This window comes from Denitrovibrio acetiphilus DSM 12809 (genome assembly GCF_000025725.1).
Lineage (GTDB): Bacteria > Chrysiogenota > Deferribacteres > Deferribacterales > Geovibrionaceae > Denitrovibrio > Denitrovibrio acetiphilus.
The window spans coordinates 862,588-884,312 of sequence record NC_013943.1 but is presented as its reverse complement, the minus strand read 5'-3'; the positions used below and the strand labels follow the sequence as shown (position 1 = coordinate 884,312).

Here is a 21,725-nt window from a genome sequence, read left to right as displayed (position 1 = left end):
AATAAAATTTGTGTAATAATGACTGAATGAAAAAAATACTTGTAAGTGCATGTCTCTTAGGCGAAAACGTCAGATACAATGCAGAAGTTATTGAAGTTTCTGATAAAATTAACGACCTTATGGCAAAATACGAAGTTATCCCAGTATGTCCTGAAGTTCTGGGTGGTCTCCCTGTTCCAAGAGAGGCATGTGAGATACAGGGTATGAGCGGTTCAGATGTGCTGGACGGCGATACAATAGTAAGAGGCAGCAAAGGGAGTGACCACACAGGTGCTTTTGTGATCGGTGCGAAAAAGACCCTCGAACTTGCCAGAGAACATAATGTTGAATTTGCTGTTTTAAAACAACGAAGCCCTTCCTGTGGAAGCAGCTGCATTTATACAGGTAAATTCGACGGTACAAAACAACCCGGCGAAGGTGTTGCAACAGCATTGCTTCGCAGACAAGGGATAAAGGTTATAAGTGAAGAAGATATCTAAACTAATTCTGCTGACTGTAGCACTTCTGCTTCTGGTCGGGTGGGACACTGGCAAAGTTGACAATATTCTGTCAAAGTCTTCTCACATAAGCAGCGCCGGAGACAGGATAGCTTATATATCCCAACAACTTCTGGGTACCCCGTATGCAGACGGAACCCTTAAGGGAAGCCCTGACTCAAAAGAAGAACTTGTCGTTAACCTTAATGGGGTTGACTGCTTCACCTTTCTGGACACTGTGGAAGCTTTGCGATTGTCCGACAATGCCGAGAATTTCATAAAGAACCTGAAACAAGTCAGATATTTCAGCGGAAAAGTCGATTACGTTAACAGAAAACATTTTTTTACAGACTGGATATCAGGCGATCTTAATACCGTAAAAGACATAACGCCTGAGATAGCTGGTACCATAACTGTGGAAAAATACATTAACCGCAGGTCAGACAAAAACAGCTGGCTCAAAAATCTGCCGCAAACCATGCGAATGGTAACTTATCTTCCCGCTTCGATCATTGATAAAGAAGTTATCAAAACACTCAAAACCGGAGATTATATAGGTATTTACAGCGACAAAGCGGGACTTGATGCAACTCACACAGGCATTTTTATAAGAAACAGTAACGGTGAGTTTTTCAGAAATGCATCATCACTTAAGGGTAAAGTTGTTGATTATCCTTTCAGAGAATACATGACAAAGGTGAGAGGGATAATTATATTCAGACCTATATAAGATCAGTCGCAAAGATGCTTATAATGCTCCAGAGCTCGGTCTGCATACATCTGTTTTTTCAATTTTTTATCACGAATTTTTTCCCCATGACCTGGGAGCATACCGAAATGAAAGTTTGATGGAACATATTCCTTTTTATTCTCAGCTACTTCACCGGAGACATGACGGGCAAGTGCGCCAAGAGCTGTCTCTTCGTGAAATCCTTCGAACTCAGGGTATATGATGGAATGTGCTGCCAAAATGCCTGATGCGGCGGATTCGAGATATCCTTCAACACCTGTGATCTGTCCAGCAAAGTATAAATCTTTATCTGCTGTCGTCTGAAATGTTCTCTTAAGGTTTCCCGGGGAATGAATATAAGTATTGCGGTGAATACTGCCAAAACGTAAGAATTCAGCATTTTCGAGTCCGGGAATAAGCCTGAAAACACGTTTCTGTTCAGGGATCTTCATCTTGGTCTGACAGCCGACAAGGTTATAAGCTGTCCCCTCTTTGTTCTCCTTGCGGAGCTGGACAACAGCATAGTATTTCTCTTCGGTAACAGGGTGCCTGAGCCCCACAGGGCGAAAAGGGCCAAAAGTAAGTGTCTGGGGTCCACGAGCCCCCATCTCCTCAATAGGCATACAGCCTTCGTATACGTTCAGCTTTTCAAAATCTTTAAACTCAGTCTTTTCGGAAGCCATCATTTCATTATAAAAAAGTTCGTACTGCTCTTTGTTCATGCCGAGGTTGAGGTAATCGTTGTCGCCCTTTTCCCATCTGCTTTTGAAAAATGCTTTTTCCATATCCACAGAGTCAAAGGATATCACAGGGGCAATGGCATCAAAAAAGTAAAGCCCACCGCCGAAACGTTCCTTGATCTTCTCTGCTAGCTTATCGGATGTCAGAGGTCCGGTGGCTATTATGCATGGACGGTCAGCAGGGATGTCGGTAAGCTCTTCCGATATAACCTCAATGTGAGGATGATTGCGGATAATTTCATCTATCCCCTTCGCAAAGTCCAGCCTGTCCACAGCCAGAGCATTTCCGGCAGGGACCTGACACTGATACGCAACCGCTAAAACGAGACTGCCCAGTATTTTCATCTCTTCTTTGAGAAGTCCGCTGGATGTGTCGGGAAGTGTGCTTTTCAGGGAGTTGGAACATACGAGTTCACCGAGAAATTCGGTTTCGTGTGCAGGGGTCTGCACAAGCGGGCGCATCTCATACAGCTTAACTTCATGACCTCTTTCAGCAAGATAGTAAGCGGCCTCACAGCCTGCAAGACCGCCGCCAGCTATATAAACTGTTTTACCCATTTATTCCTTTACAGAGATAGTACCGTCTTCAAGCACTATTGTTGATTTAGCATTTTTGCATTCGGGATAACCGGTACAAGCGAAAAACTTACCGCGACGGCTCTTTTTCAGAACCATCGGTTTTCCGCATTTCTCACATTTAACGTTTTCGTCAACTTTATCATATTTAGGGATGATGTCCCCCTGCTCGTTGACTTCCATGTTCGCTGTGAAGTCGCAGTCAGGATAATTTTTGCACCCTATAAACATGCCGTTCCTTCCGCCTTTGATAGTCAGCCCAGCCTCACATTTAGGGCAAGGAGTGCCGATCTCTTCTCCGGCTGCGAGGATCTTGATCTCGCCATCAGGTAGTGTGACATAGTTCTTTATATTTTTGCACTCCGGGTAGCCCGGGCACGCTAATACTTCGCCGAAGCGTGTTTTCTTGAAAACAAGTTCTTTACCGCATTTCTCACATTCGATGCCGGAAGGTTTGTCTTCCTCTTTCGGGACAAGTTTAAAAGAGCCGTCTTCAAGACGTTCATAATTAGACGTAAACTTACACTCAGGGTAAGAGGTGCACGCCACAAAATTGCCGTTGCGTCCGTATTTTATGGTAAGGTCTTTTTCGCATACCGGACACTTCATCTCTATTTTCAGATTGGCGGAAAACTGCTTCTCCGCTTTTTCAAGCTCAGGTTTAAATTTAGCATAGAAATCTCTGAGAACACCTTTCCATGTAAGCTCGCCGGCTTCCACACTGTCCAGATCCTCTTCCATACCTGCTGTAAATTTAGGTTCAAATATGCGGTCAAAGTTTGCTATCAGAAGTGAGCAGACAACACGCCCCAGCTCTGTCGGCTTAAAGCGTTTCTCTTCCATATTTGCGTACTCTCTGTCGATGAGTGTTGAAATAATAGAAGCATAAGTTGACGGGCGACCTATCCCTTCAGCTTCAAGTGTTTTAACAAGTGTCGCTTCAGAATACCTTGCAGGCGGCTGTGTAAACATCTGCTTGCTGTCATGTTTTTCAGGATTAAGAGTCTCACCTTCTTTTACATCAAAGATGACCTCCTGATCTTTCTCTTTGCTCTCATCGACACCTTCGATATAGAGTGTCTGAAAGCCGGGAAATTTCATTACTTTCCCTTGTGACTTAAGCAGATAGGGTCCGTTTGCAATATGTATCGTGTTCTGGTCATAGACAGCATCCGCCATGTTGCTGGACACAAATCTATCCCATATCAGTTTGTAAAGTTTATACTGGTCAGTATCGAGAATTTTTTTGACGCTTTCAGGAGTGATCGCCACAGATGTCGGGCGTATTGCTTCGTGGGCATCCTGAACGTTTTTCTTTTTCGATCCGCCTTTCACACCCTTAGAGAGAAATTCTTTTCCGTACTGTTTCTCAATATATCCTCTCGCCTCGTTTGTAGCATCAGGAGAAACCCTTGTAGAGTCCGTTCTCATATATGTGATAAGACCCACAGGTCCTTCACTGCCGAGCTCTATACCTTCGTAAAGGCGCTGGGCAAGCATCATAGTACGCTTTGCAGAGAAACTAAGTTTCCTTGCGGCTTCCTGTTGCAGCTTTGAGGTGATAAAAGGGAGAGGTGCACGTTCAAAGACTTCCTTGCGGATAACTTCGTTAACGTTATAAGAACCGGCTTTCAGAGCAGCCAGAACAGCTTCGGCCTCTTCGCCGTTAGGAACTCTGTATTTTTTACCATTCTTCTTCTCAAGCCTTGCTTTAAGGAGTGCCTTCTGACCGCCTTTAAAGGTAACGTCAATAAGCCAGTACTCTTCCGGTTTAAACTTTTCAATCTCTTCCTCACGCTCCACAAGAAGCCTGAGAGCAACAGACTGCACTCGCCCGGCAGAAAGTCCGTATTTAAGGGATTTCCACAGAAGCGGGCTGACAAGATATCCGACTAATCTGTCGAGGATACGTCTCGCCTGTTGTGCATTTGTCCTGTTTTCGTTTATGGGACCGGTGTTTTTGATACCGTCTTCGATACCTTTTTTGGTAATCTCATTAAAGAGTACACGGTAAATTTTACCTTTGTTCTTTTTCCCCAGCTCTTCTGCTATGTGCCATGCAATAGCCTCCCCTTCACGGTCGGGGTCAGGCGCGAGATAGATATTCTCCGCAGAATTTGCTACTTTTTTAAGCTCGTCTATGATTTTTTTCTTCCCTCTGATAATAGAGTATTTAGGTTCAAAATCATTGTCGAGGTCAACACCAAGGCTGCTTGCCGGCAGGTCTTTGACGTGCCCCACAGACGCAAGCACTTTAAAGTTTCTTCCGAGGTATTTTTCGATTGTCCGCGCTTTGGCGGGTGATTCCACTATAACTAGATTTTTGGGCATATTACTTCCGTATCAATTCAAATAGTCTTCGTATTCATCCACACCAGAGGCATAGAGTGATTTGCGTTCCATAAGGCTGTAGAGAGCAAGGTTTTTTATCGCTTCCACGTCAACCTTGTATCCTTCACCTGTAATGGCACTTTCTATAACATCTTCCAGACCAAGGGGGTCAAGGATACCTGATAAGTGCAGTTTCTGCAAATAGCTTATGGCATCGGCTGAAAGTGTGTTTTTCTCTTTTTTGGTAAAAACTCTGAACCAGAGATTTCCATCAAAATTACTTATATCCAGAACAGTCAGAACCTGCCTGATCTCATGATCGTCAAATCCTGTGTTAAAGAGGTAATCTTTGATATCTTTCTCCGTGGTCTTTTCGCTAAATTCAAGATAATCAATCACCAGATTGAGTGCTATGACAATTTTGTCCATTGAGTCCTCCGGCAGCCCGGTACTTACCGTCGATTTCCCTGAAAACATACCCCTCAAGCTCCATTTGCGCAAGGTTTATTACAACGCTCTCAATATCAAACCCCGACATGGCGCTGAGTTCATCCGGGTTCAGCGTGCCTCTCATCAGCAGGTCGAAGAGCTTTGCTTGCTCAGGACTACCAAACTCTAATACACTCGTCTCTTGCTTGTCAACTTCTTTAAGGTTGCCTATTTGGTATTTTAACTCTTCTATGACATCGAAATACGACTCTGTAAGTATTGCACCTGCTTTCAAAAGGGCGTTTGTGGCTGTATTTCTGTTGTCGGGAAAAGCAGGTACGGCAAAGACATCTCTCCCCTGCTCCCCGGCTAATCTGGCAGTAATCAGCGAACCGCTCCTGTCAGACGCCTCTACAACTATCACCCCAAATGACAAGCCGCTTATTATTCTGTTTCGTCGTGGGAAATTCCTCTGGGCGGGGTGACAGTTTGACAAAAACTCTGTGACCACACAGCCTTTGGCGAGAACTTTATTAAGATGCTTCAAGTTATCCTGCGGGAAAAAATGATTAACTCCGCACCCCATAACTGCTGTTGTTACCCCTCTCTCGACTGCTCCCAGATGGGCATGAATGTCTATCCCCTTGGCAAATCCGCTGACGATATTGAACCCTGCCTCGCCAAGATCACAGGCTAACCGTCTGCTGAAGTCACATGCTGCACGGCTGGCGTTTCTTGAACCAACCACAGCAATAGCCGGACGCTTAAAAGAAGCTGTGTCGCCTCTGGCAAAAAGCAGGCAAGGTGCGCCCACTGTCTGCCGGAGCATTTCCGGATAGTCCTCGTCATCTATACATAAGATATCCGCCCTGCACTCTTCCAGAGCCTTCAGTTCGGATTTAAAAAGTTGTTTGTCTATATTCGATGTTACAATATTCTCTGATATTTCCTTTTTTATGCCGTATGTTCTCAGTGCGCCCATATCAAGCTTCAAAGCGCCTGTAAGCGTCCCCGCTCCGGCGTATATCTTCTCCATTACGGTTTCTTCAACACCTCGGACACACCTCAGCTTAAGCGTTTCTATTGCAATATCAGATGTCACATCCTCTCCGGTTAGTGAGACAATATATATTCCACAAGAAGCCTGACAGCCGGAAGGGTTGCCCCTTCGGGAACAGTGTACGCTTTATTGTGGAGGGGCGGGTGGCTCTCCCCCTGTCTGGAGCCCTGCCATATAAAAGCTCCGGGGGCAAGCTCAAGATAAAATGCAAAATCCTCTCCCCCCATCTCTTTTTCGTGGCTTCCAAGGGCTATCCCTTTTGCCTCTGCTATGTTTCTTAGTTTTTCTGTTATTTCTCTGTCGCAAATCACGGGCGGCGTCCCTTCGTGGACAGCTAACTCACCTTTTACCCCGTAGAAATATTCAATATTTTTAAGTCTTACACGCATTCCATGCTCAATAAGCTTCTGGACACTGTTGTCAAAAAAACGGAAAGTCCCTTTCAGTCGGACTTCCTCCGGAAGAATATTTGCCGCAAAACCGCCGTTGACAGCACCAAACGAGATAAGTCCGTTAAGTATAGGGCTTTTCTTACGTGTAAGTATCGTCTGGCATCCTATTATATATTCTGCAGCCGCAGTAACGGTATCTGTCCCCATATGAGGCATTGCTGCGTGAGTCGACATACCCTTTAAAACTACATCAAAGTGATTGGCACCAGCCATTGCAGGCCCTTCCAAAAGGGCTGCTTTACCAAACTCGACATGTGGCTGAGTATGAGTGGCAAAAATTTCGTCCACCCCTTCCATACATCCTGCTTCAATCATCTTCACGGATCCGTTAACGGTTTCTTCAGCTGGCTGAAAGATATACCTTACATTCACATTTAGTTTAGCTTTAACTTTAACCAGAGTTTCAAGTATTGTCAACAAAGTTGTCATATTAGCATGATGCCCGCAAAGATGACGGTATTCTCCTCCCTCCTCATCATAAGGGAGCGCATCCATATCAGCTCTAATGGCTATTGTTCTTGCAGCGCCGACATCAAGCGTACCGAAAAGACCGGTAACAAACGCCTCTTTATATGAAAGCCCCATACTCTCCAGACGGCTTTTTACGTATTTTGATGTTTCATACTCCTCTCCAGAGGGTTCTGCACGATTATAAAGCTCTTTAAGGTCAGCGTTCATCTGTTTTTCATCTATCTGATACATTTTTTATTCTCCTTCTATACATCTCTCAGGAACATATATTAAACATACCTTTAAGGTTATTATTTTGAAACAAAAAAAAGACCGGCATTTCTGCCGATCTTAAACTATTTATAAATATTGCAAAAGTCATTGCGAACGGAGTAAAGCAATCTTACAGCGGCAGCGACACTATGCATATTCAGATTGCTTCGTCACAATGCTCCTCGCAATGACGGTTTGATGCCATCAAATTTATTTTATATTACAACACTCTAATCAAAATTATACTTATCAACTTCACCTTCGAGTATTTCACCGTCATCTTTAAGATCCGAGCTCATCTCAGATAAAACTTCCGTAGCAGAAGCTATCTCCGCAACCCCGACTGAAACCTGATTAATAGCATTCTCCATCTGTGCTATTGCTGCTGCCTGCTGTTGTATAGCTGCTGCAACCTGAGAAATATTATCAGCGGTAGTTTCTGCATTATTTTTTGTCAGAATTGATGATTCGTTCAGTTTTTCCATAAAATCCGCCACCCCTGATATCTGGGCGATATTCCCCTGAACATCTTTAACAGCTTTATCAACTGTCTGATTATTCTGGTTAATAATGCCTGAGATTTCTTTAACAGAATCAACAGTCCTTTCGGCAAGTTTTCTAACTTCATCTGCCACAACAGCAAATCCTCTGCCTGCATCACCTGCCCTGGCAGCCTCAATAGCAGCGTTCAGAGAGAGCAGATTTGTCTGATCTGCAATATCGTTTATCAGCCCCAGAATGCTGTTCATGGACTCAGAATTTTCTTTTAATATATTTATGTTTTCTATAAGAACTGAGCTGGACGAGACGACATCACCGATCATGTTTTTTGCAGCAAGGGTATTTTTTTCTGACTCTTCGGCATATGACCGGCTGTCAGAAGCCAGTGTTTCTGTTTCAGTTACCTTCTGCGCAACATCCTCCACTCCTGCATTAATCTGCTCCATTGCAGTGTTAATCTGGCTGACTTCCTGATTCTGCTGTAAAACATTTGCACTCAGCTCTTCTGTTGAGCTTGAAAGTATCCCTGAGCCTGTATTCAGTTTATCAGCAGTCTCTTTAATATCCATAAGGGACTTGGTAAGCTTAAATATCATAGACTCTTTATAACTGTCCATCTCCAGCAGTTCGTTGCTATTCCGCAGATGCCCTGTATAGTAATCACACTCTTTGCAATTGTTGTGTGTGCCATCGGTAAGGCGTGTGCATTCCACAGGGAGGTTGAAATTCGGTGCTTCACTTCCAACAGTAAGGTGACAAGGCAGCCCTTCGACACCATATGCAGAGCAATTTTTGTCGTGACAGTCAACTGCCTCCCAGCATGAAACAAGTTTTTTACCTTTCCCCTGGCGTGTCAGGTTGCCTTTGGCAACTTCTATAAATGAATCCAGAGTGTGTTTTATATTACGCTGGAGCATTTTAATGATGAATATAAGCATAACGCTCAACACAAACAGCCCGGAGAGACAAAGTCCGAGTATTATCTTTTCAACCTGCCTGAAAGGAGCGTAAAGTTCATTTACTTCATAACCTGCTGCAATCACCCACCCTTTAGAATTAAGATGTTTAAAAGAGACACATTTTGTTTTACCTTTAAAGTCATAGATAATGTCCCCTTCAGTGGTATTGAGCATGGTTTTTACAAAATCATAACCGGCGATATTCTCACCTTTCATTTTACTGTTAATGTGATAGAGAAGATTCCCCTTTACATCCATAATAAAAAAATAGCCATTTTCGCCCAGAGGCATACTGGAAACAAACTTCTGAATATCATCATAAACATCTCCCACTGCCCCCTCTTCAGCAATGTCTGCATTTACGACATATTCAAGCACTCTCAGCATTTCACTGGATCTTTTATTAGAAATTGTTTCTGCGATTTTTGTGTTTGCTCTCTGTGTCACAAAGAAAATAACTGCAAATACAAAGATAAGAACAATCAGTGTCGGGACAAGCACCTGAATGGAGATACTCATCTTCCTCATGTCTAACACTTTCATAATTGTTTCTCCGTAGTAATAAATTACTACCAAGTTAGTCAAAGAAATTCCTCAAGTCAACAAAGATTTCATAGCGTTGACTTAATCAAATAATAATTAAATAATTTAATCTCAAGTTAATATATTTGTTCATAGTTCACAGTGCAAATTCAATACTTTGTAAAAGCAATTTGTCAATTATGCCGGAGTGTAGTAAACTCGACAACTCAATAGGTATATATTATGAATAACAATAATGAAAAATTGCGGAAACTTCCTCAGATAGACAAGCTGGCATCTGCACCAGAATTTACCGGTCTGAACTCCGTTCTCCTGAAGAAAGCAGCAAGGAACGTGCTGGAGAATATACGCTGTGATATAATCGACAAAGATACCGAAGTGCCTGATTTACAAATAATAATTCAAGAAGTTAAATCAGAATATCATAAACTGACCAGAGGGACACTTCATAAAGTTATCAACGCCACAGGCGTCCCCATACACACAAACCTTGGGCGCTCCCCCATAGATAAATCCGTCCTTGAAGAGGCGATAGAGATTTCTTCCGGATACTCTAACCTTGAGTATGATGTCGCCAATGGGAAGCGCGGGGACAGATATCACCATACAGCACAGTACCTATGTGAACTCACAGGAGCAGAAGATGCAATTGTTGTAAATAATAATGCATCGGCAGTATTCATCATCCTGAATACTCTTGCCCGGAATAAAGAGGTCGCAGTCAGCAGGGGTGAGCTGGTTGAAATAGGCGGATCATTCCGTGTGCCCGATGTTATGAGCAGAAGCGGTGCAAAGCTGGTGGAAGTAGGCAGCACAAACAAAACACGTATTTCAGATTATGCAGGCTCCGTTTCCAGCAAGACTGCAATGTTTATGAAAGTACATAAGAGTAACTATGAAATAGTCGGTTTTTCAGAAGAAACATCTCTTGATGAAATAGCCAGAGAGGCGAAACATCAGGGAGTCATATCATATTACGATGCAGGCAGCGGTCTTTTCAGAAAAATCATTCCTGAAAGCGTCTGTGGAGATCAGACCATACCCGAAGTTATTTCAAAGGGTATTGATATAGTCTCCTTCAGCGGAGACAAGATGCTCGGCGGATGTCAGGCTGGGATCATAGCCGGTAAGAAAGACCTGATAAAAAAGATAAAGAAAAACCCTCTCATGAGAATGCTGCGGGTGGACAAACTGACACTTGCTGTCCTTCAGGGAACATTCAGGAAATATCTCGAAAGAAACGACAACGAACTGCCTGTAAACAGAATGCTCACCGAACCCCCTGAAAGCCTTTTCAAAAGAGCCGAAAAACTCGTTTCTATGCTATCCTGCAAAACTACAATCATAAAGATAAAATCAACTGTCGGCGGAGGGAGCTGCCCTCTTGCTGAACAGGACTCATACGGTATAATAGTACACTCAGGTAAACGGTCTTCTGCTGTTGATAAATGCTTAAGAAACGCAGCAACACCTGTTGTGGCAAGAATAATAGATGATAAGGTTGTTCTGGACATACGTACAATCGATGAACAGGAATATACAATTGTATGCGAAGCTGTGGAGGGTGCGGTATGAAAAAAAGTTTAATTTTCGGAACTGCCGGACACATAGACCACGGTAAATCATCCCTTGTACTTGCCCTCACAGGCAAAGACCCTGACAGACTCAAAGCTGAAAAAGAGAAAGGGATAACCATAGAGCTTGGCTTTGCAGGTATGGAAACGGAACAGGCAAATATATCATTCGTTGACGTGCCGGGGCACGAAGGACTCATCAAAACAATGATTGCAGGCTCTGTTGGGTTTGACTCCGTATTATTTTGTGTGGACAGCAGAGAAGGGGTACGTCAGCAGACCATTGAGCATTACAACATCATACGGACAATAGGCGTGCGCTACTGTGTCGTCGCTCTGACAAAGACAGATATCGCATCTCCGGAGCAGATACAATCCGCCGAAAATGGCGTCCGAAAACTGTTCGCTGCATGCGCCATAAAAATAAGCGACATAGTGCATACGAATATAAATGATCAGAAATCTATTGAAAAGTTAAGAGAGGCAATCGGCAGATGCTCTACGAAAATACATCAGAAGATTCAGAAAAGGTGCTATGTTGTTCGTGCTGACCGTGTATTTTCCATTAAAGGGAGCGGAACAGTAGTTACAGGCACATCGCTGTTTGGGCAGGTTGCACCGGATACACTGCTTTTCAATATCAGAAACATGAAAGCCGCGAGGATTAAAGCAATACAAGTCCACGACAAGACAGTGAAAAAGTCTGTCGCAGGGGAAAGAACAGCCATCAACCTTCCTGACTTTTCCATAGATGATGTTAACCGCGGCGATATCCTCAGTGACAACAAAAATATAATTTCCACAAGAGGTATTTTCGCAAATATCACTGTGTTCGAAGGGCTTCATGAAAAAGTATCCCTCAGGCACAACAAAACATATTCCATATACATTGGCGCACTCTCCTGCGAAGGGAAGCTCCTCTTTTATGACAATAAGAAACTCGCAGCAGGCGAAAGAGCCAACTGTTTTATAAGACTTGACAGACCGGTCATTCCATATTTTGACGAACCACTCATTATCAGGTCTGCAAGCCCGCAGATGAGTATTGCCGGAGGCAGGGTACTGGGTATAGAGGAAACATTCCCCGACAGGAAATTTGCCGGCGAAATACTCAATTACCTCAGCGTTCACGACTATGACAACGCTCTTAAAAAAGCAGTTGAGATTTTCCACTGCGGGATCAAACTCCCTGAGCCGATACAATTTTCCGGTCTGATACGCAATGAGCTTGCAATGAAACTGGCTCAACTAAACATAGCCAACTTTCAGGGTTTTATTCTGGACAGCAGAAATCTGGAGACTTTTGTCGAAAATACGATACAATCCCTTAATAAAAAAGGAGTTCTTGCCATCAGCAAGATTCAGCATACATGCGAACAGCTCCCGGACCCTGTGCGTTTTGATATAATAAACCGCATAATAGAGAGAGCGCAGAAACAGGACTATATATTTGACGGACAAACCTTGAAAAAGAGGGAGAAAGACCCCTTCGAGGAGCTGGCTATATCCGTACTGAACCAGATGAAATCCGACCCGCTCATGTCAAACAGTACGCTGCTCTCAGAAAAAATGAATATTCCGGTTAATCAGGTACAGAAATGCCTTCACTATCTCTGCAACAGAAGTCTTGCAAAAAATATTGAAGGAAACAATCATGTCACAATGGAACTTCTGAACTCTTTTATCGAAAAAGCGTCTTTTGAATGTAAAAAGAACGGTCATGTTGATCTTACTGCGATGAAAAACCACTTTGGTCTGCCCAGAAAGCTTTTGGTTCCCCTTATGGAACAGCTCGATAAGACAGGACTCTTTGTTAATAAAGATAATAAAAGGATGTTAAAAATCAAATGATATGAGTTTTGAACTTGTGTCCGACTACCAACCCGCAGGCGACCAGCCGGAAGCAATCCGTCAGCTTGTGGCAAACTATCAATCCGGCGAAAATGCGCAGGTTCTGCTCGGTGTAACAGGCTCCGGTAAAACCTATACTATGGCAAATGTTGTGCAGCAGCTTAATGTTCCAACCCTTGTCATAGCTCATAACAAAACTCTTGCTGCACAGCTGTATGGTGAATTTAAGAAGTTTTTTCCTAACAATGCTGTGGAATATTTCGTCAGTTATTACGACTATTACCAGCCGGAAGCATATAAACCTCAGACAGATACTTTCATAGAAAAGGACTCCTCTATAAACGAGGATATTGATAAACTGCGTCACTCAGCCACAAGAAGCCTTCTTGAAAGACGTGACGTTCTGATTGTTGCCTCTGTTTCCTGCATTTACGGTCTCGGTTCACCGGAAGCTTACCACGGGATGCTTGTACACCTTGAAGTAAATGAAGATGTTGAAATGGAGACTGTTCTCAAAAAACTTGTTGAAATACAATATGAGAGAAACGAATACGACTTTCACCGCGGCACATACCGCGTTAAAGGGGATACTCTGGAAGTTTTCCCTGCTCACGAAGACGACCTTGCCTACCGGATTGAATTCTACGGCGACGAAGTGGACAGAATAAGCGAATTTGACCCCTTAACAGGCAAAACCATTAAAGAACGACCGAAAGTTGCAATATACCCGAATACCCACTATGTCACCACCAGCACAACCATTGAAGATGCTGTCTCTATTATTAAGAGAGAGCTGGCACAGCGATGTACAGAATTTGAAAATCAGAACAAACTGCTGGAAGCGCAACGGCTAACCCAGAGAACTATGTTCGATATAGAAATGATGCTGGAAACCGGATACTGCAACGGTGTAGAAAACTATTCACGGATACTTGAAAACAGACAGCCCGGTGACACACCTCCTACCCTTCTCAGCTACCTTCCCAAAGATGCCCTCGTCATTGTGGACGAATCCCACATGACAATTCCGCAGATCAAAGGGATGTATAACGGCGACAGGAGCAGAAAGACAACACTGGTGGAATACGGTTTCCGCCTGCCTGCGGCTCTGGACAACAGACCGCTCAAGTTTGAAGAGTTCCGTGAGCGTGTTAACCGCATAATGTACGTCTCCGCAACACCTGACGATTTCGAATTAAAAGAATCAATGGGGCTTCTTGCTGAACAGATTATCCGCCCCACAGGGCTTATGGATCCGCCTATTGAGGTTCGTCCATCCAGAAATCAGGTTGACGATCTCTATAACGAAATACGCAAAACAGCAGAAAAAGGTGAACGCGTCCTCGTCACCACCCTGACCAAACGGATGTCAGAGGAGCTTACCAAATATTACGACGACATGGGCGTGAGAATAAAATACCTTCATTCAGAGATAGATACCCTTGAGCGCATCCGCATCCTCAAACAGCTTCGGCTGGGAGAATTTGATGTTCTGGTGGGGATAAACCTTCTGCGTGAGGGGCTGGATATTCCGGAGGTAAGCCTTGTCGCTGTCCTTGATGCTGACAAAGAGGGATTTCTGCGCTCTGAAAAATCGCTCATACAGACCATCGGACGTGCAGCAAGGAATGTTAACGGACGTGCGATATTCTACGCTGAAAAGATAACCCGCTCCATGCAGTCAGCACTGGACGAAACAAAACGCAGGCGGGAAAAACAGCTCCTATATAACAAAGAGCACGGCATAACTCCGCAAACAATTAAAAATGAGATAAGCAACATACTCGAATCAATTTACGAAAAAGACTACGTAACAGTTGATATTAATGATGATATAGGTATAACATTATCGGGACGCCGTGAAGCGGACATCGAAGCCCTGAAAAAACTTATGCAGGAACATGCCCAGAACCTTGAGTTTGAAAAAGCGGCACGGGTACGCGACATGCTCTTTGAATATACTTCCGGCAAAAAATAAATAATCCGCTCAGACGGGCGGTCTTCATAAAGGTAAAGTAATGATCAAAAAAGTTCTTAAATATTTTATAATCTTCTGTGTGATAATGACTATAGCTATCTCCGGCGGTGTTTTCGGCTACATTTATAAACTAAGCCGTGAGCTTCCTTCCATAAAAGACCTGAAAGACTATGAGTATAAAAGACCAACTATTATATATGACAGAAACGGAAAAACCATAGCAGAGCTTGGCTCTGAAAGACGCTATCCACTGCCGATAGAAGACATCCCGGAGATGCTTCAGAATGCAGTTGTGGCTGTCGAAGATGCCCGTTTTTATGAACACGGGGGGGTTGACCTTATGGGGATTCTCCGTGCCTTTATAACCAACGTTAAGGCTGGACGTGTCGTTGAAGGGGGGAGCACCCTCACTCAGCAGCTCGTGAAGATCATCTACCTCACCCCTGAAAAAAAACTTAAAAGAAAAGTGAAAGAGGCGATACTTGCATATCGTATTGATAAAGCCCTGTCAAAAAAGAAAATACTTGAGATGTATCTTAATCAGGTCTATTTCGGACGGGGGGCGTACGGGGTGGAAGCCGCTGCTGTTAACTATTACGGCAAACACGTAGGCGAGCTTACACTGGCGGAAGAAGCCATGATAGCTGGCGTTCCGAAAGCGCCGGGGATATATGCACCCCACCTGAACCCTGATAAAGCACAAAAGAGACGAAACCACGTCCTCTTCCGTATGTACGAAACAGGCTTTATAACTGAAGACGAATATAAAACCACATCACTTGAAGAAGATATTATCATCGATAAGATCCCGCCGAAGAATATGGCTGCCGGATATTTCGTTGACTATGTAATCCGCCACCTTAAAGAGCATGAAGGGGTTGAAGATGTTGACACAGCGGGTCTGCTGGTTTATACCACCCTGGATTTAGACATGCAGAAAAAAGCTGAAGACTCCATAAAAGCCAACCTCATAGAAATGTCAGAAGCTCTTGGTTTCAGAGGCGAAATAGCAACGTATAACCCTGAAGTCGATCATCTCGAAGAAGTGCTGGAGATGCAGAAAAATTATCTGAAAGAGCTGAATTTCGAAAGAGCACTGGTCACAAAGGTAGAAGAGGATGATGTCTGGCTGACCACCCTTAACGGTGAAGGACGGCTTTACATCAAAGAAAACAGGTGGGCAAGACCTTACAAATCAAGCTATTACCGCAATACCGATTTCAGAAGAATACTCAATAAAAACGATATAGTATATGTAACACTTCTGGATGAAGAAAATAAACATTACAGACTGACGCAGGAACCTGACCTTGAGTCAGCTCTGCTCTCTGCAAATCCCGCCACGGGGGAAATATACGCAATGGTGGGTGGTTTTGACTATCGCAAATCCATGTTTAACAGGTCGTTTCAGGCAAAGCGTCAGGTGGGCAGTCTGTTCAAACCTATTGTTTATGCCGCAGCCCTTGAAAACGGAATGAACATCATGTCACAGGTTCTTGACGCACCGGTTATCAAAGAGCTTGACGGCGAAGGCGAATTCTGGAAGCCGGCAAACTACTCAGGTAAATTCTTCGGACACACGACCCTTAAAGAAGCTCTCACAAAATCGCGTAACCTTGTCACTATCAAAGTTGCAGAAAAAGTGGGAATCGACAAAATCATAGAGCAGGCACACAAATTTGGCATAGAGGAGCAGATAAACAGAGACCTCTCTGTAAGCATAGGCTCCGGCGCTGTTTCCCTTATGGAGATGGTTTACGCCTTTTCAACATTTCCAAATCTGGGAGTCAGACACGATCCTTTTTTCATCACAAAAATCGAAAATGCCAGAGGGGAGATCATAAAAGAGTATAAACCTTCCGACCCCATCCCTGTTCTCAAGGAAGGAACAGCACACATAATGGTTGATATGATGAGAAATGTTGTAGTGAACGGAACTGCTAAAAGAGCAAAGGTTATACCCAAACTGATAGCAGGTAAAACCGGTACAACAAATGACAACAAAGACACATGGTTTGTAGGTTATATGCCTGACCTCGTAAGCGGAGTATGGGTGGGATTTGACGACTTTAAACCTATTGGCAGATGGCGGACAGGGTCGAACACTGCTCTTCCTGCATGGGTAAAGTTCACTCAGTCAATTCAGGACAACTTCGGAAAAATGCTGTTCCCTGTCTCCAGAGATGTGGCATACTTCCGTGTGGATGCAGAAACACACGAAATAACAAACAGTTTCAGTGGTGATTACACTTTTGAACCATTTGAAAAGCCTATGACAATGACGGAGTAATTTATGCCTGACTGCAATTTCAGCAATCTGCGTTCTGCGTATTTCGAGATATCCGGAGGCAAGATCACAGACATGAATAATGCCGGTGAAAAGTTTTTGCAGACAGGCATCGAAGCAGGCATAAAAAATTTTAAGAGATTTATCCTTGAACATATTAACGCCGGACAAAATACAATCAAACTTCAGCACAGGCTTTTCGGTATAAAAACCATAGAACCAGGTCCGCCTGTCAGACGTGTGCTCATTATCAATGTAGACGAATTCAGACCAAACCTTGAAGAACTTTTCGATATCAGTTCATTTCAACATGAGATGAAAAACCCGCTCACAGTAATAGACGGCACATCACAGCTCATCCTAGCCAAAAGCAGTGACGAATATATCCGCAAATGCGCAGGAATTATCCTCAACGAAACTGAACGCATAAAGCACATTATGCAGAATATCAGGATGCTTTCGGAGATGGAGATTGAATACTCGGAGTTCAACATTCTTGCCTTTCTGGAAGAGCTTAAGGACTCGCTCTATGTCCTCTTTCCGGACATCAAGCTGTCAGTCCAGATAGAACCCTCTCTGGAAAACATTATCGCAGACAGAAAGAAGCTTTTCATGGCAGTCAATAACCTTATAAAAAACGCATGTGAAGCTCAGAAAACAGGTCAGATATCTCTGTATTTGTCCATAGACCCGACTATAAAATACATTAATAAAAAGGAAAACTGGGCACTGCCGATGCTGAAAATTTCCATAATCGACAATGGTCCTGGGATAACAGAAGAGATACTCAACAGGCTATTTACCCCGTTCTTCTCTACAAAAAACAGAGGAACCGGGCTTGGGCTGGTTATCGCAAAAGAAATCACTGAAAAGCATAAAGGGCGGATCGAAGTTTCGTCCACCCCGGGAACAGGTACTTCATTTATGATCTATATTCCTATGATGCCTACAGACCTTTTGACTTAAACAGTTCTGCATATTTTTTATCTTCACCGAGGATATGGTTCATCAGCCAGTCTTCAAGAAAACGTATAACGTTAAACCCGACAACAGCTTCTCCAGCAAGAATTTTCTCTCTCAGTTCAACTGCGGTGTTCTTAAGATCCGTATGTATTTTTATATGCTCTTTCTGTCTGCTGTAGTTATATTTCGCAAACATCTCCTCTTCATTATCAAAGTGATAAACAGTATATTCTACAAGATCGTTTAATATTTTAAGCAGAGCATCAGCACCTTTATTCTGCTGCATTGTGTCATAAAGATCATTAATCATCTGAACCAGCTTCTTATGCTGATCGTCAAATATTTTTACGCCAAGCTCCATCTCTTTCGTCCACGGCATGAATTTATCCATCTTCTTAGACTTAAAACCCCGTGTCTTTGATGAAATACTGCCTGCAAGCCCAGTCAGATTTTCTCCTGCAAGAAAAGACTCATGAACAACTTTAACTATATCCGCTGTCTGACCACTTATGTCCGTAGTGCTCCTTGTGACATCTCCCAGAGCATGCGCCTCTTCCTCTTTCGAGTGAACAATACCTCTGATCTGTTCTGCGACATACATAATATTCTGATTGATCTCCTCAATTGCCTCAACCGAGTTATCCGAAAGCTCAATACCTTTATTTACAAGGTCAACAGAGGACTTCACGGAATGGTTTACTTCGTTTATCCTTGCCTGCAAATCTTTAATGACGTCTTCAATCTGTTTTGTAGAGTCTGATGTCTTTCCGGCAAGCTTACGCACTTCGTCCGCCACAACGGCGAAGCCGCGCCCATGATCTCCTGCTCTTGCCGCCTCAATTGCGGCATTCAGTGCTAAGAGGTTTGTCTGTTCTGCTATCTCATTAATAGCAACAACTATCTGACCTATCTCGTGGGATTGCACTTGAAAACCGTGCACAACATCCACAATGGAGTTAATACCGGTTGATATCTCTTCCATGCTTTTCCTGCTCTCGCTTATTACACTTTTCCCGCATACAACCTGATCGTTGCATTTATCTATGCTGATTGAAGATTCACGGCACATATCAAGCACATTGTGCCCTGTCGCATTCAGCTCCTCTGCTGCTGAGCTCACACTCACCACACTGTCATTTACATTGTTAACCATTTCATTGACAGAACCGTATATATCAATCAGATTTTTCGAAGCACTCCCGATGTTATTCGAGGCAAAGTGAAAGCTCGATATGGTGGAATCAAATTTTGCCGCCATATGGTTGATAAGTTTCCCCATCTCACAAAGTCCGCCAACCGAGTTTTCGTCAACACGCACATCCATCTGCCCTTTATCAATCTCTGAAAGCGTCTGTTCTATGTTGGAAATGCCATTCAGAAAATTTCTGTTGATAAAATATGCTGCCAGAACAGCAATAATCAGCCCTACCGATAAAAGTGACAGAGAGTTGAAAACAGACTTAGACAGTGAATCATAAAGATAAGTCTGAACTTCTGCTGCCGGCATGGTTGAAGCTTTTTTTAAATAAAGATAGTTAGTTAGGAAGATTACCAGAGCAATGGCACCTTGAAACAAAAAGATAAGCACCATCTTAGGCAAAAAACCTTTACACGTATTCATCTGCATTTTTACCCCTTGATCTCTGCAAAAAATAAAACAATCAGTCGGTATATTACATAAAATAAAATACAGTGTAAATATATCCTTTATTTTTTCATCTTATTTTTTAGATAATTTCACAATAATTCTCAATAAATATTAAAAAAGAGAAAAAAGATGCCTTTAGTCGAGCTTAAAAATAGAACAAAACTGGTATTATCACCAACATAACCGCAAAGTATGTTCACACAAAAGCAACGGGTCTTTCCCCATGGGGTTTCTGTACATAGGCTGATTCTCTCCCCACCGCCGGAAGCCCCACGCAGCAGTGAGGCTCTGACCAATGTTTTATAACATATTCTATACTGCCCAGAAAGATTACAGACCGCTATCAGATTTTGACAACAATTCTGCCTGAAACTTTTCCAGCAAGAATTTTCTCGAAATAAGCAGGTAACTCATTGAGAGTTATCTCATGGGCAAGTTTACCTATCTCCGACACATTAAGGTCTGTCGCAACTCTTCGCCATGCAGATGCTTTGACGTTAATGGGAAGTTCAACAGAATCGACACCGAGTAAAGAGATCCCCCGCAGAATAAACGGAAAAACTGTGGTGTTTAACTCAGGAGACTGAGTGAGACCACAAGTGGTGACTGCTCCGCCATACATTGTACTCTTCAGAGCGGTGGCAAGGATATCTCCGCCTACTGTATCCACGACACCAGCGTAAACACCTTTCAGCATAGGTCTTTTGCTGGTATCCTGTGCATCTTCCCTGCTTATAACCTCGTCCGCTCCAAGTGACTTCAGAAAATCAGCCTTGTCAGCTTTTCCGGTGACACCTGTTACGCTGAAGCCAAGTTTTGCAAGCATGGCAACCGCAACGGAACCAACACCGCCCGTAGCTCCAGTTACAAGAACTTTCCCCTTATCAGGAGTTACTCCATGCTTTAACAATTTATCGACAGACAAAGCAGACGTAAAGCCCGCAGTGCCGTATATCATTGCCTCTTTAAGAGAAATACCAGCAGGTTTTTCGACCACCCAGCCGGACGGAACACGGATATATTCTGCAAACCCTCCGCTGGTGTTCATCCCCAGATCATAGCCTGTCACTATGACCTCTTCCCCTTGAACAAATTTCGGGTCTGAGCTGTGTTCAACAACTCCTGCGGCATCCACACCAGGGGTGTGAGGGTAGTTTCTGGTGACCCCTTTGTTGCCTGAGCTTGAAAGTGCATCTTTAAAGTTCAGAGATGAATATTTAACATTTATAAGAACCTCCCCTTCAGGCAGGTCATCTATATTTCTTTCTTTTACAGAGGATATATATTCACCCCCCTTCTCTTCCGTAACTATCGCTTTGAATGTTTTCATTGCCGCCTCCTTCATTTCTTAATATAGTGTAACAGGAAACTAAAAGACAAGTATGCACTATTTTGTATTATACATACCAAAAGGAAACTATGATAAACGTTAAGGGAAAAGAGCACTCGTGTCCGATCGAAGTATCTATGAATCTTATTGCAGGCAAATGGAAACTTCTTATCATGTGGCATCTGCTAAAAAAGACAAGGCGCTTCGGGGAACTTCAGAAAAAAATTACGAACGTAACACAGAAAATGCTAACGCAGCAGCTCAGAGAACTGGAGGCAGACGGACTGGTACACAGAGAGGTCTACCCTATTGTTCCTCCAAAAGTTGAATACAGCCTGACACCTTTCGGCAGGAGCTTTGAGCCGGTATTAAACATGATGATTGTATGGGGATATGAGTATGCAAAACGGTTCGGAGAAGTCAGCTATGACCTCAGTGCGGACATAGAACCGGAATACAGAGAAGTTGTAGCTGAAAAGCTAAAGGATAATGCACAGAAAACATCTCCTAATGAAACGGAACAGGAAAAAGTCACTACCAGCATTTAATGCAGAAAGTTAAGGCGCAGAGATTA

16 protein-coding genes are annotated in these 21,725 nt (G+C 43.3%); 8 read left to right on the top strand and 8 right to left on the bottom strand.

Annotated features, from left to right (window positions below):
• Window positions 1-26: 26 nt before the first annotated feature.
• The gene (locus tag DACET_RS04285) at window positions 27-479 is read left to right on the top strand and encodes a 2-thiouracil desulfurase family protein (protein WP_013010163.1); all 453 of its coding nucleotides are present in this window, start codon (window positions 27-29) and stop codon (window positions 477-479) included.
• A complete protein-coding gene (locus tag DACET_RS04280; RefSeq protein WP_013010162.1) occupies window positions 463-1,206 on the top strand; it encodes an N-acetylmuramoyl-L-alanine amidase-like domain-containing protein in 744 nt (247 codons plus the stop codon). The genes DACET_RS04285 and DACET_RS04280 overlap by 17 nt, the downstream gene beginning before the upstream one ends.
• Window positions 1,207-1,208: 2 nt before the next feature.
• Here DACET_RS04280 and trmFO read toward each other — a convergent pair whose 3' ends face one another.
• From trmFO to DACET_RS04250, 6 genes are all read right to left on the bottom strand, one after another.
• Window positions 1,209-2,504, bottom strand: a complete 1,296-nt coding sequence (gene trmFO, locus DACET_RS04275) for a methylenetetrahydrofolate--tRNA-(uracil(54)-C(5))-methyltransferase (FADH(2)-oxidizing) TrmFO (protein ID WP_013010161.1) — start codon at window positions 2,502-2,504, stop codon at window positions 1,209-1,211.
• Entirely contained in the window at window positions 2,505-4,853 is a 2,349-nt protein-coding gene (topA, locus tag DACET_RS04270; RefSeq protein ID WP_013010160.1) for a type I DNA topoisomerase, read from the bottom strand.
• 12 nt (window positions 4,854-4,865) lie between these two features.
• Window positions 4,866-5,282 (bottom strand): DUF494 family protein, encoded by a 417-nt coding sequence (locus DACET_RS04265; RefSeq protein WP_013010159.1) that lies wholly within the window; start codon window positions 5,280-5,282, stop codon window positions 4,866-4,868.
• Window positions 5,245-6,384 carry a DNA-processing protein DprA gene (gene dprA / locus DACET_RS04260; RefSeq protein ID WP_013010158.1) on the bottom strand — a complete coding sequence of 380 codons (1,140 nt, stop codon included), beginning with the start codon at window positions 6,382-6,384 and terminating at the stop codon, window positions 5,245-5,247. Before dprA ends, DACET_RS04265 begins: the two co-directional genes overlap by 38 nt.
• Before the next feature lie 11 nt (window positions 6,385-6,395).
• Window positions 6,396-7,496, bottom strand: a complete 1,101-nt coding sequence (locus DACET_RS04255) for a M20 metallopeptidase family protein (protein ID WP_013010157.1) — start codon at window positions 7,494-7,496, stop codon at window positions 6,396-6,398.
• 251 nt (window positions 7,497-7,747) lie between these two features.
• Entirely contained in the window at window positions 7,748-9,520 is a 1,773-nt protein-coding gene (locus DACET_RS04250; RefSeq protein ID WP_013010156.1) for a methyl-accepting chemotaxis protein, read from the bottom strand.
• A 222-nt stretch (window positions 9,521-9,742) separates the two neighbouring features.
• Between DACET_RS04250 and selA the strand changes: the two genes are divergently transcribed.
• The 5 genes from selA to DACET_RS15395 are packed head-to-tail and all read left to right on the top strand — an operon-like array spanning window position 9,743 to window position 18,176.
• Window positions 9,743-11,095 carry an L-seryl-tRNA(Sec) selenium transferase gene (gene selA / locus DACET_RS04245; RefSeq protein WP_013010155.1) on the top strand — a complete coding sequence of 451 codons (1,353 nt, stop codon included), beginning with the start codon at window positions 9,743-9,745 and terminating at the stop codon, window positions 11,093-11,095.
• Window positions 11,092-12,945: a selenocysteine-specific translation elongation factor gene (gene selB, locus DACET_RS04240; protein WP_013010154.1), complete on the top strand. Its 1,854-nt coding sequence runs from the start codon at window positions 11,092-11,094 to the stop codon at window positions 12,943-12,945. The genes selA and selB overlap by 4 nt, the downstream gene beginning before the upstream one ends.
• A gap of 1 nt (window position 12,946) precedes the next feature.
• Window positions 12,947-14,923: an excinuclease ABC subunit UvrB gene (gene uvrB / locus DACET_RS04235; RefSeq protein WP_013010153.1), complete on the top strand. Its 1,977-nt coding sequence runs from the start codon at window positions 12,947-12,949 to the stop codon at window positions 14,921-14,923.
• Window positions 14,924-14,963: 40 nt separating this feature from the next.
• On the top strand, window positions 14,964-17,213 hold the full coding sequence (locus DACET_RS04230) for a penicillin-binding protein 1A (protein ID WP_013010152.1): 2,250 nt from the start codon (window positions 14,964-14,966) through the stop codon (window positions 17,211-17,213).
• A gap of 3 nt (window positions 17,214-17,216) precedes the next feature.
• The gene (locus DACET_RS15395; RefSeq protein WP_013010151.1) at window positions 17,217-18,176 is read left to right on the top strand and encodes a two-component system sensor histidine kinase NtrB; all 960 of its coding nucleotides are present in this window, start codon (window positions 17,217-17,219) and stop codon (window positions 18,174-18,176) included.
• Here DACET_RS15395 and DACET_RS04220 read toward each other — a convergent pair.
• Window positions 18,157-19,794 carry a bacteriohemerythrin gene (locus DACET_RS04220; protein ID WP_169304183.1) on the bottom strand — a complete coding sequence of 546 codons (1,638 nt, stop codon included), beginning with the start codon at window positions 19,792-19,794 and terminating at the stop codon, window positions 18,157-18,159. The genes DACET_RS15395 and DACET_RS04220 overlap by 20 nt on opposite strands.
• Window positions 19,795-20,164: 370 nt before the next feature.
• The gene (locus DACET_RS04215) at window positions 20,165-21,151 is read right to left on the bottom strand and encodes a YhdH/YhfP family quinone oxidoreductase (RefSeq protein WP_013010149.1); all 987 of its coding nucleotides are present in this window, start codon (window positions 21,149-21,151) and stop codon (window positions 20,165-20,167) included.
• A gap of 89 nt (window positions 21,152-21,240) precedes the next feature.
• Between DACET_RS04215 and DACET_RS16645 the strand changes: the two genes are divergently transcribed.
• Complete coding sequence (locus DACET_RS16645; protein WP_013010148.1) at window positions 21,241-21,699, top strand: winged helix-turn-helix transcriptional regulator; 459 nt, start codon at window positions 21,241-21,243, stop codon at window positions 21,697-21,699.
• The last annotated feature ends 26 nt before the right edge of the window (window positions 21,700-21,725 follow it).

Excerpts from the sequence above, each read along its gene's own strand:
- DACET_RS04285 (WP_013010163.1), top strand. The coding sequence starts at position 27 with ATGAAAAAAATACTTGTAAGTGCATGTCTCTTAGGCGAAAACGTCAGA.
- trmFO (WP_013010161.1), bottom strand. The coding sequence starts at position 2,504 with ATGGGTAAAACAGTTTATATAGCTGGCGGCGGTCTTGCAGGCTGTGAG.
- topA (WP_013010160.1), bottom strand. The coding sequence starts at position 4,853 with ATGCCCAAAAATCTAGTTATAGTGGAATCACCCGCCAAAGCGCGGACA.
- DACET_RS04265 (WP_013010159.1), bottom strand. The coding sequence starts at position 5,282 with ATGGACAAAATTGTCATAGCACTCAATCTGGTGATTGATTATCTTGAA.
- DACET_RS04255 (WP_013010157.1), bottom strand. The coding sequence starts at position 7,496 with ATGTATCAGATAGATGAAAAACAGATGAACGCTGACCTTAAAGAGCTT.
- DACET_RS04250 (WP_013010156.1), bottom strand. The coding sequence starts at position 9,520 with ATGAAAGTGTTAGACATGAGGAAGATGAGTATCTCCATTCAGGTGCTT.
- selA (WP_013010155.1), top strand. The coding sequence starts at position 9,743 with ATGAATAACAATAATGAAAAATTGCGGAAACTTCCTCAGATAGACAAG.
- selB (WP_013010154.1), top strand. The coding sequence starts at position 11,092 with ATGAAAAAAAGTTTAATTTTCGGAACTGCCGGACACATAGACCACGGT.
- uvrB (WP_013010153.1), top strand. The coding sequence starts at position 12,947 with ATGAGTTTTGAACTTGTGTCCGACTACCAACCCGCAGGCGACCAGCCG.
- DACET_RS04230 (WP_013010152.1), top strand. The coding sequence starts at position 14,964 with ATGATCAAAAAAGTTCTTAAATATTTTATAATCTTCTGTGTGATAATG.
- DACET_RS15395 (WP_013010151.1), top strand. The coding sequence starts at position 17,217 with ATGCCTGACTGCAATTTCAGCAATCTGCGTTCTGCGTATTTCGAGATA.
- DACET_RS04220 (WP_169304183.1), bottom strand. The coding sequence starts at position 19,794 with ATGAATACGTGTAAAGGTTTTTTGCCTAAGATGGTGCTTATCTTTTTG.
- DACET_RS04215 (WP_013010149.1), bottom strand. The coding sequence starts at position 21,151 with ATGAAAACATTCAAAGCGATAGTTACGGAAGAGAAGGGGGGTGAATAT.
- DACET_RS16645 (WP_013010148.1), top strand. The coding sequence starts at position 21,241 with ATGATAAACGTTAAGGGAAAAGAGCACTCGTGTCCGATCGAAGTATCT.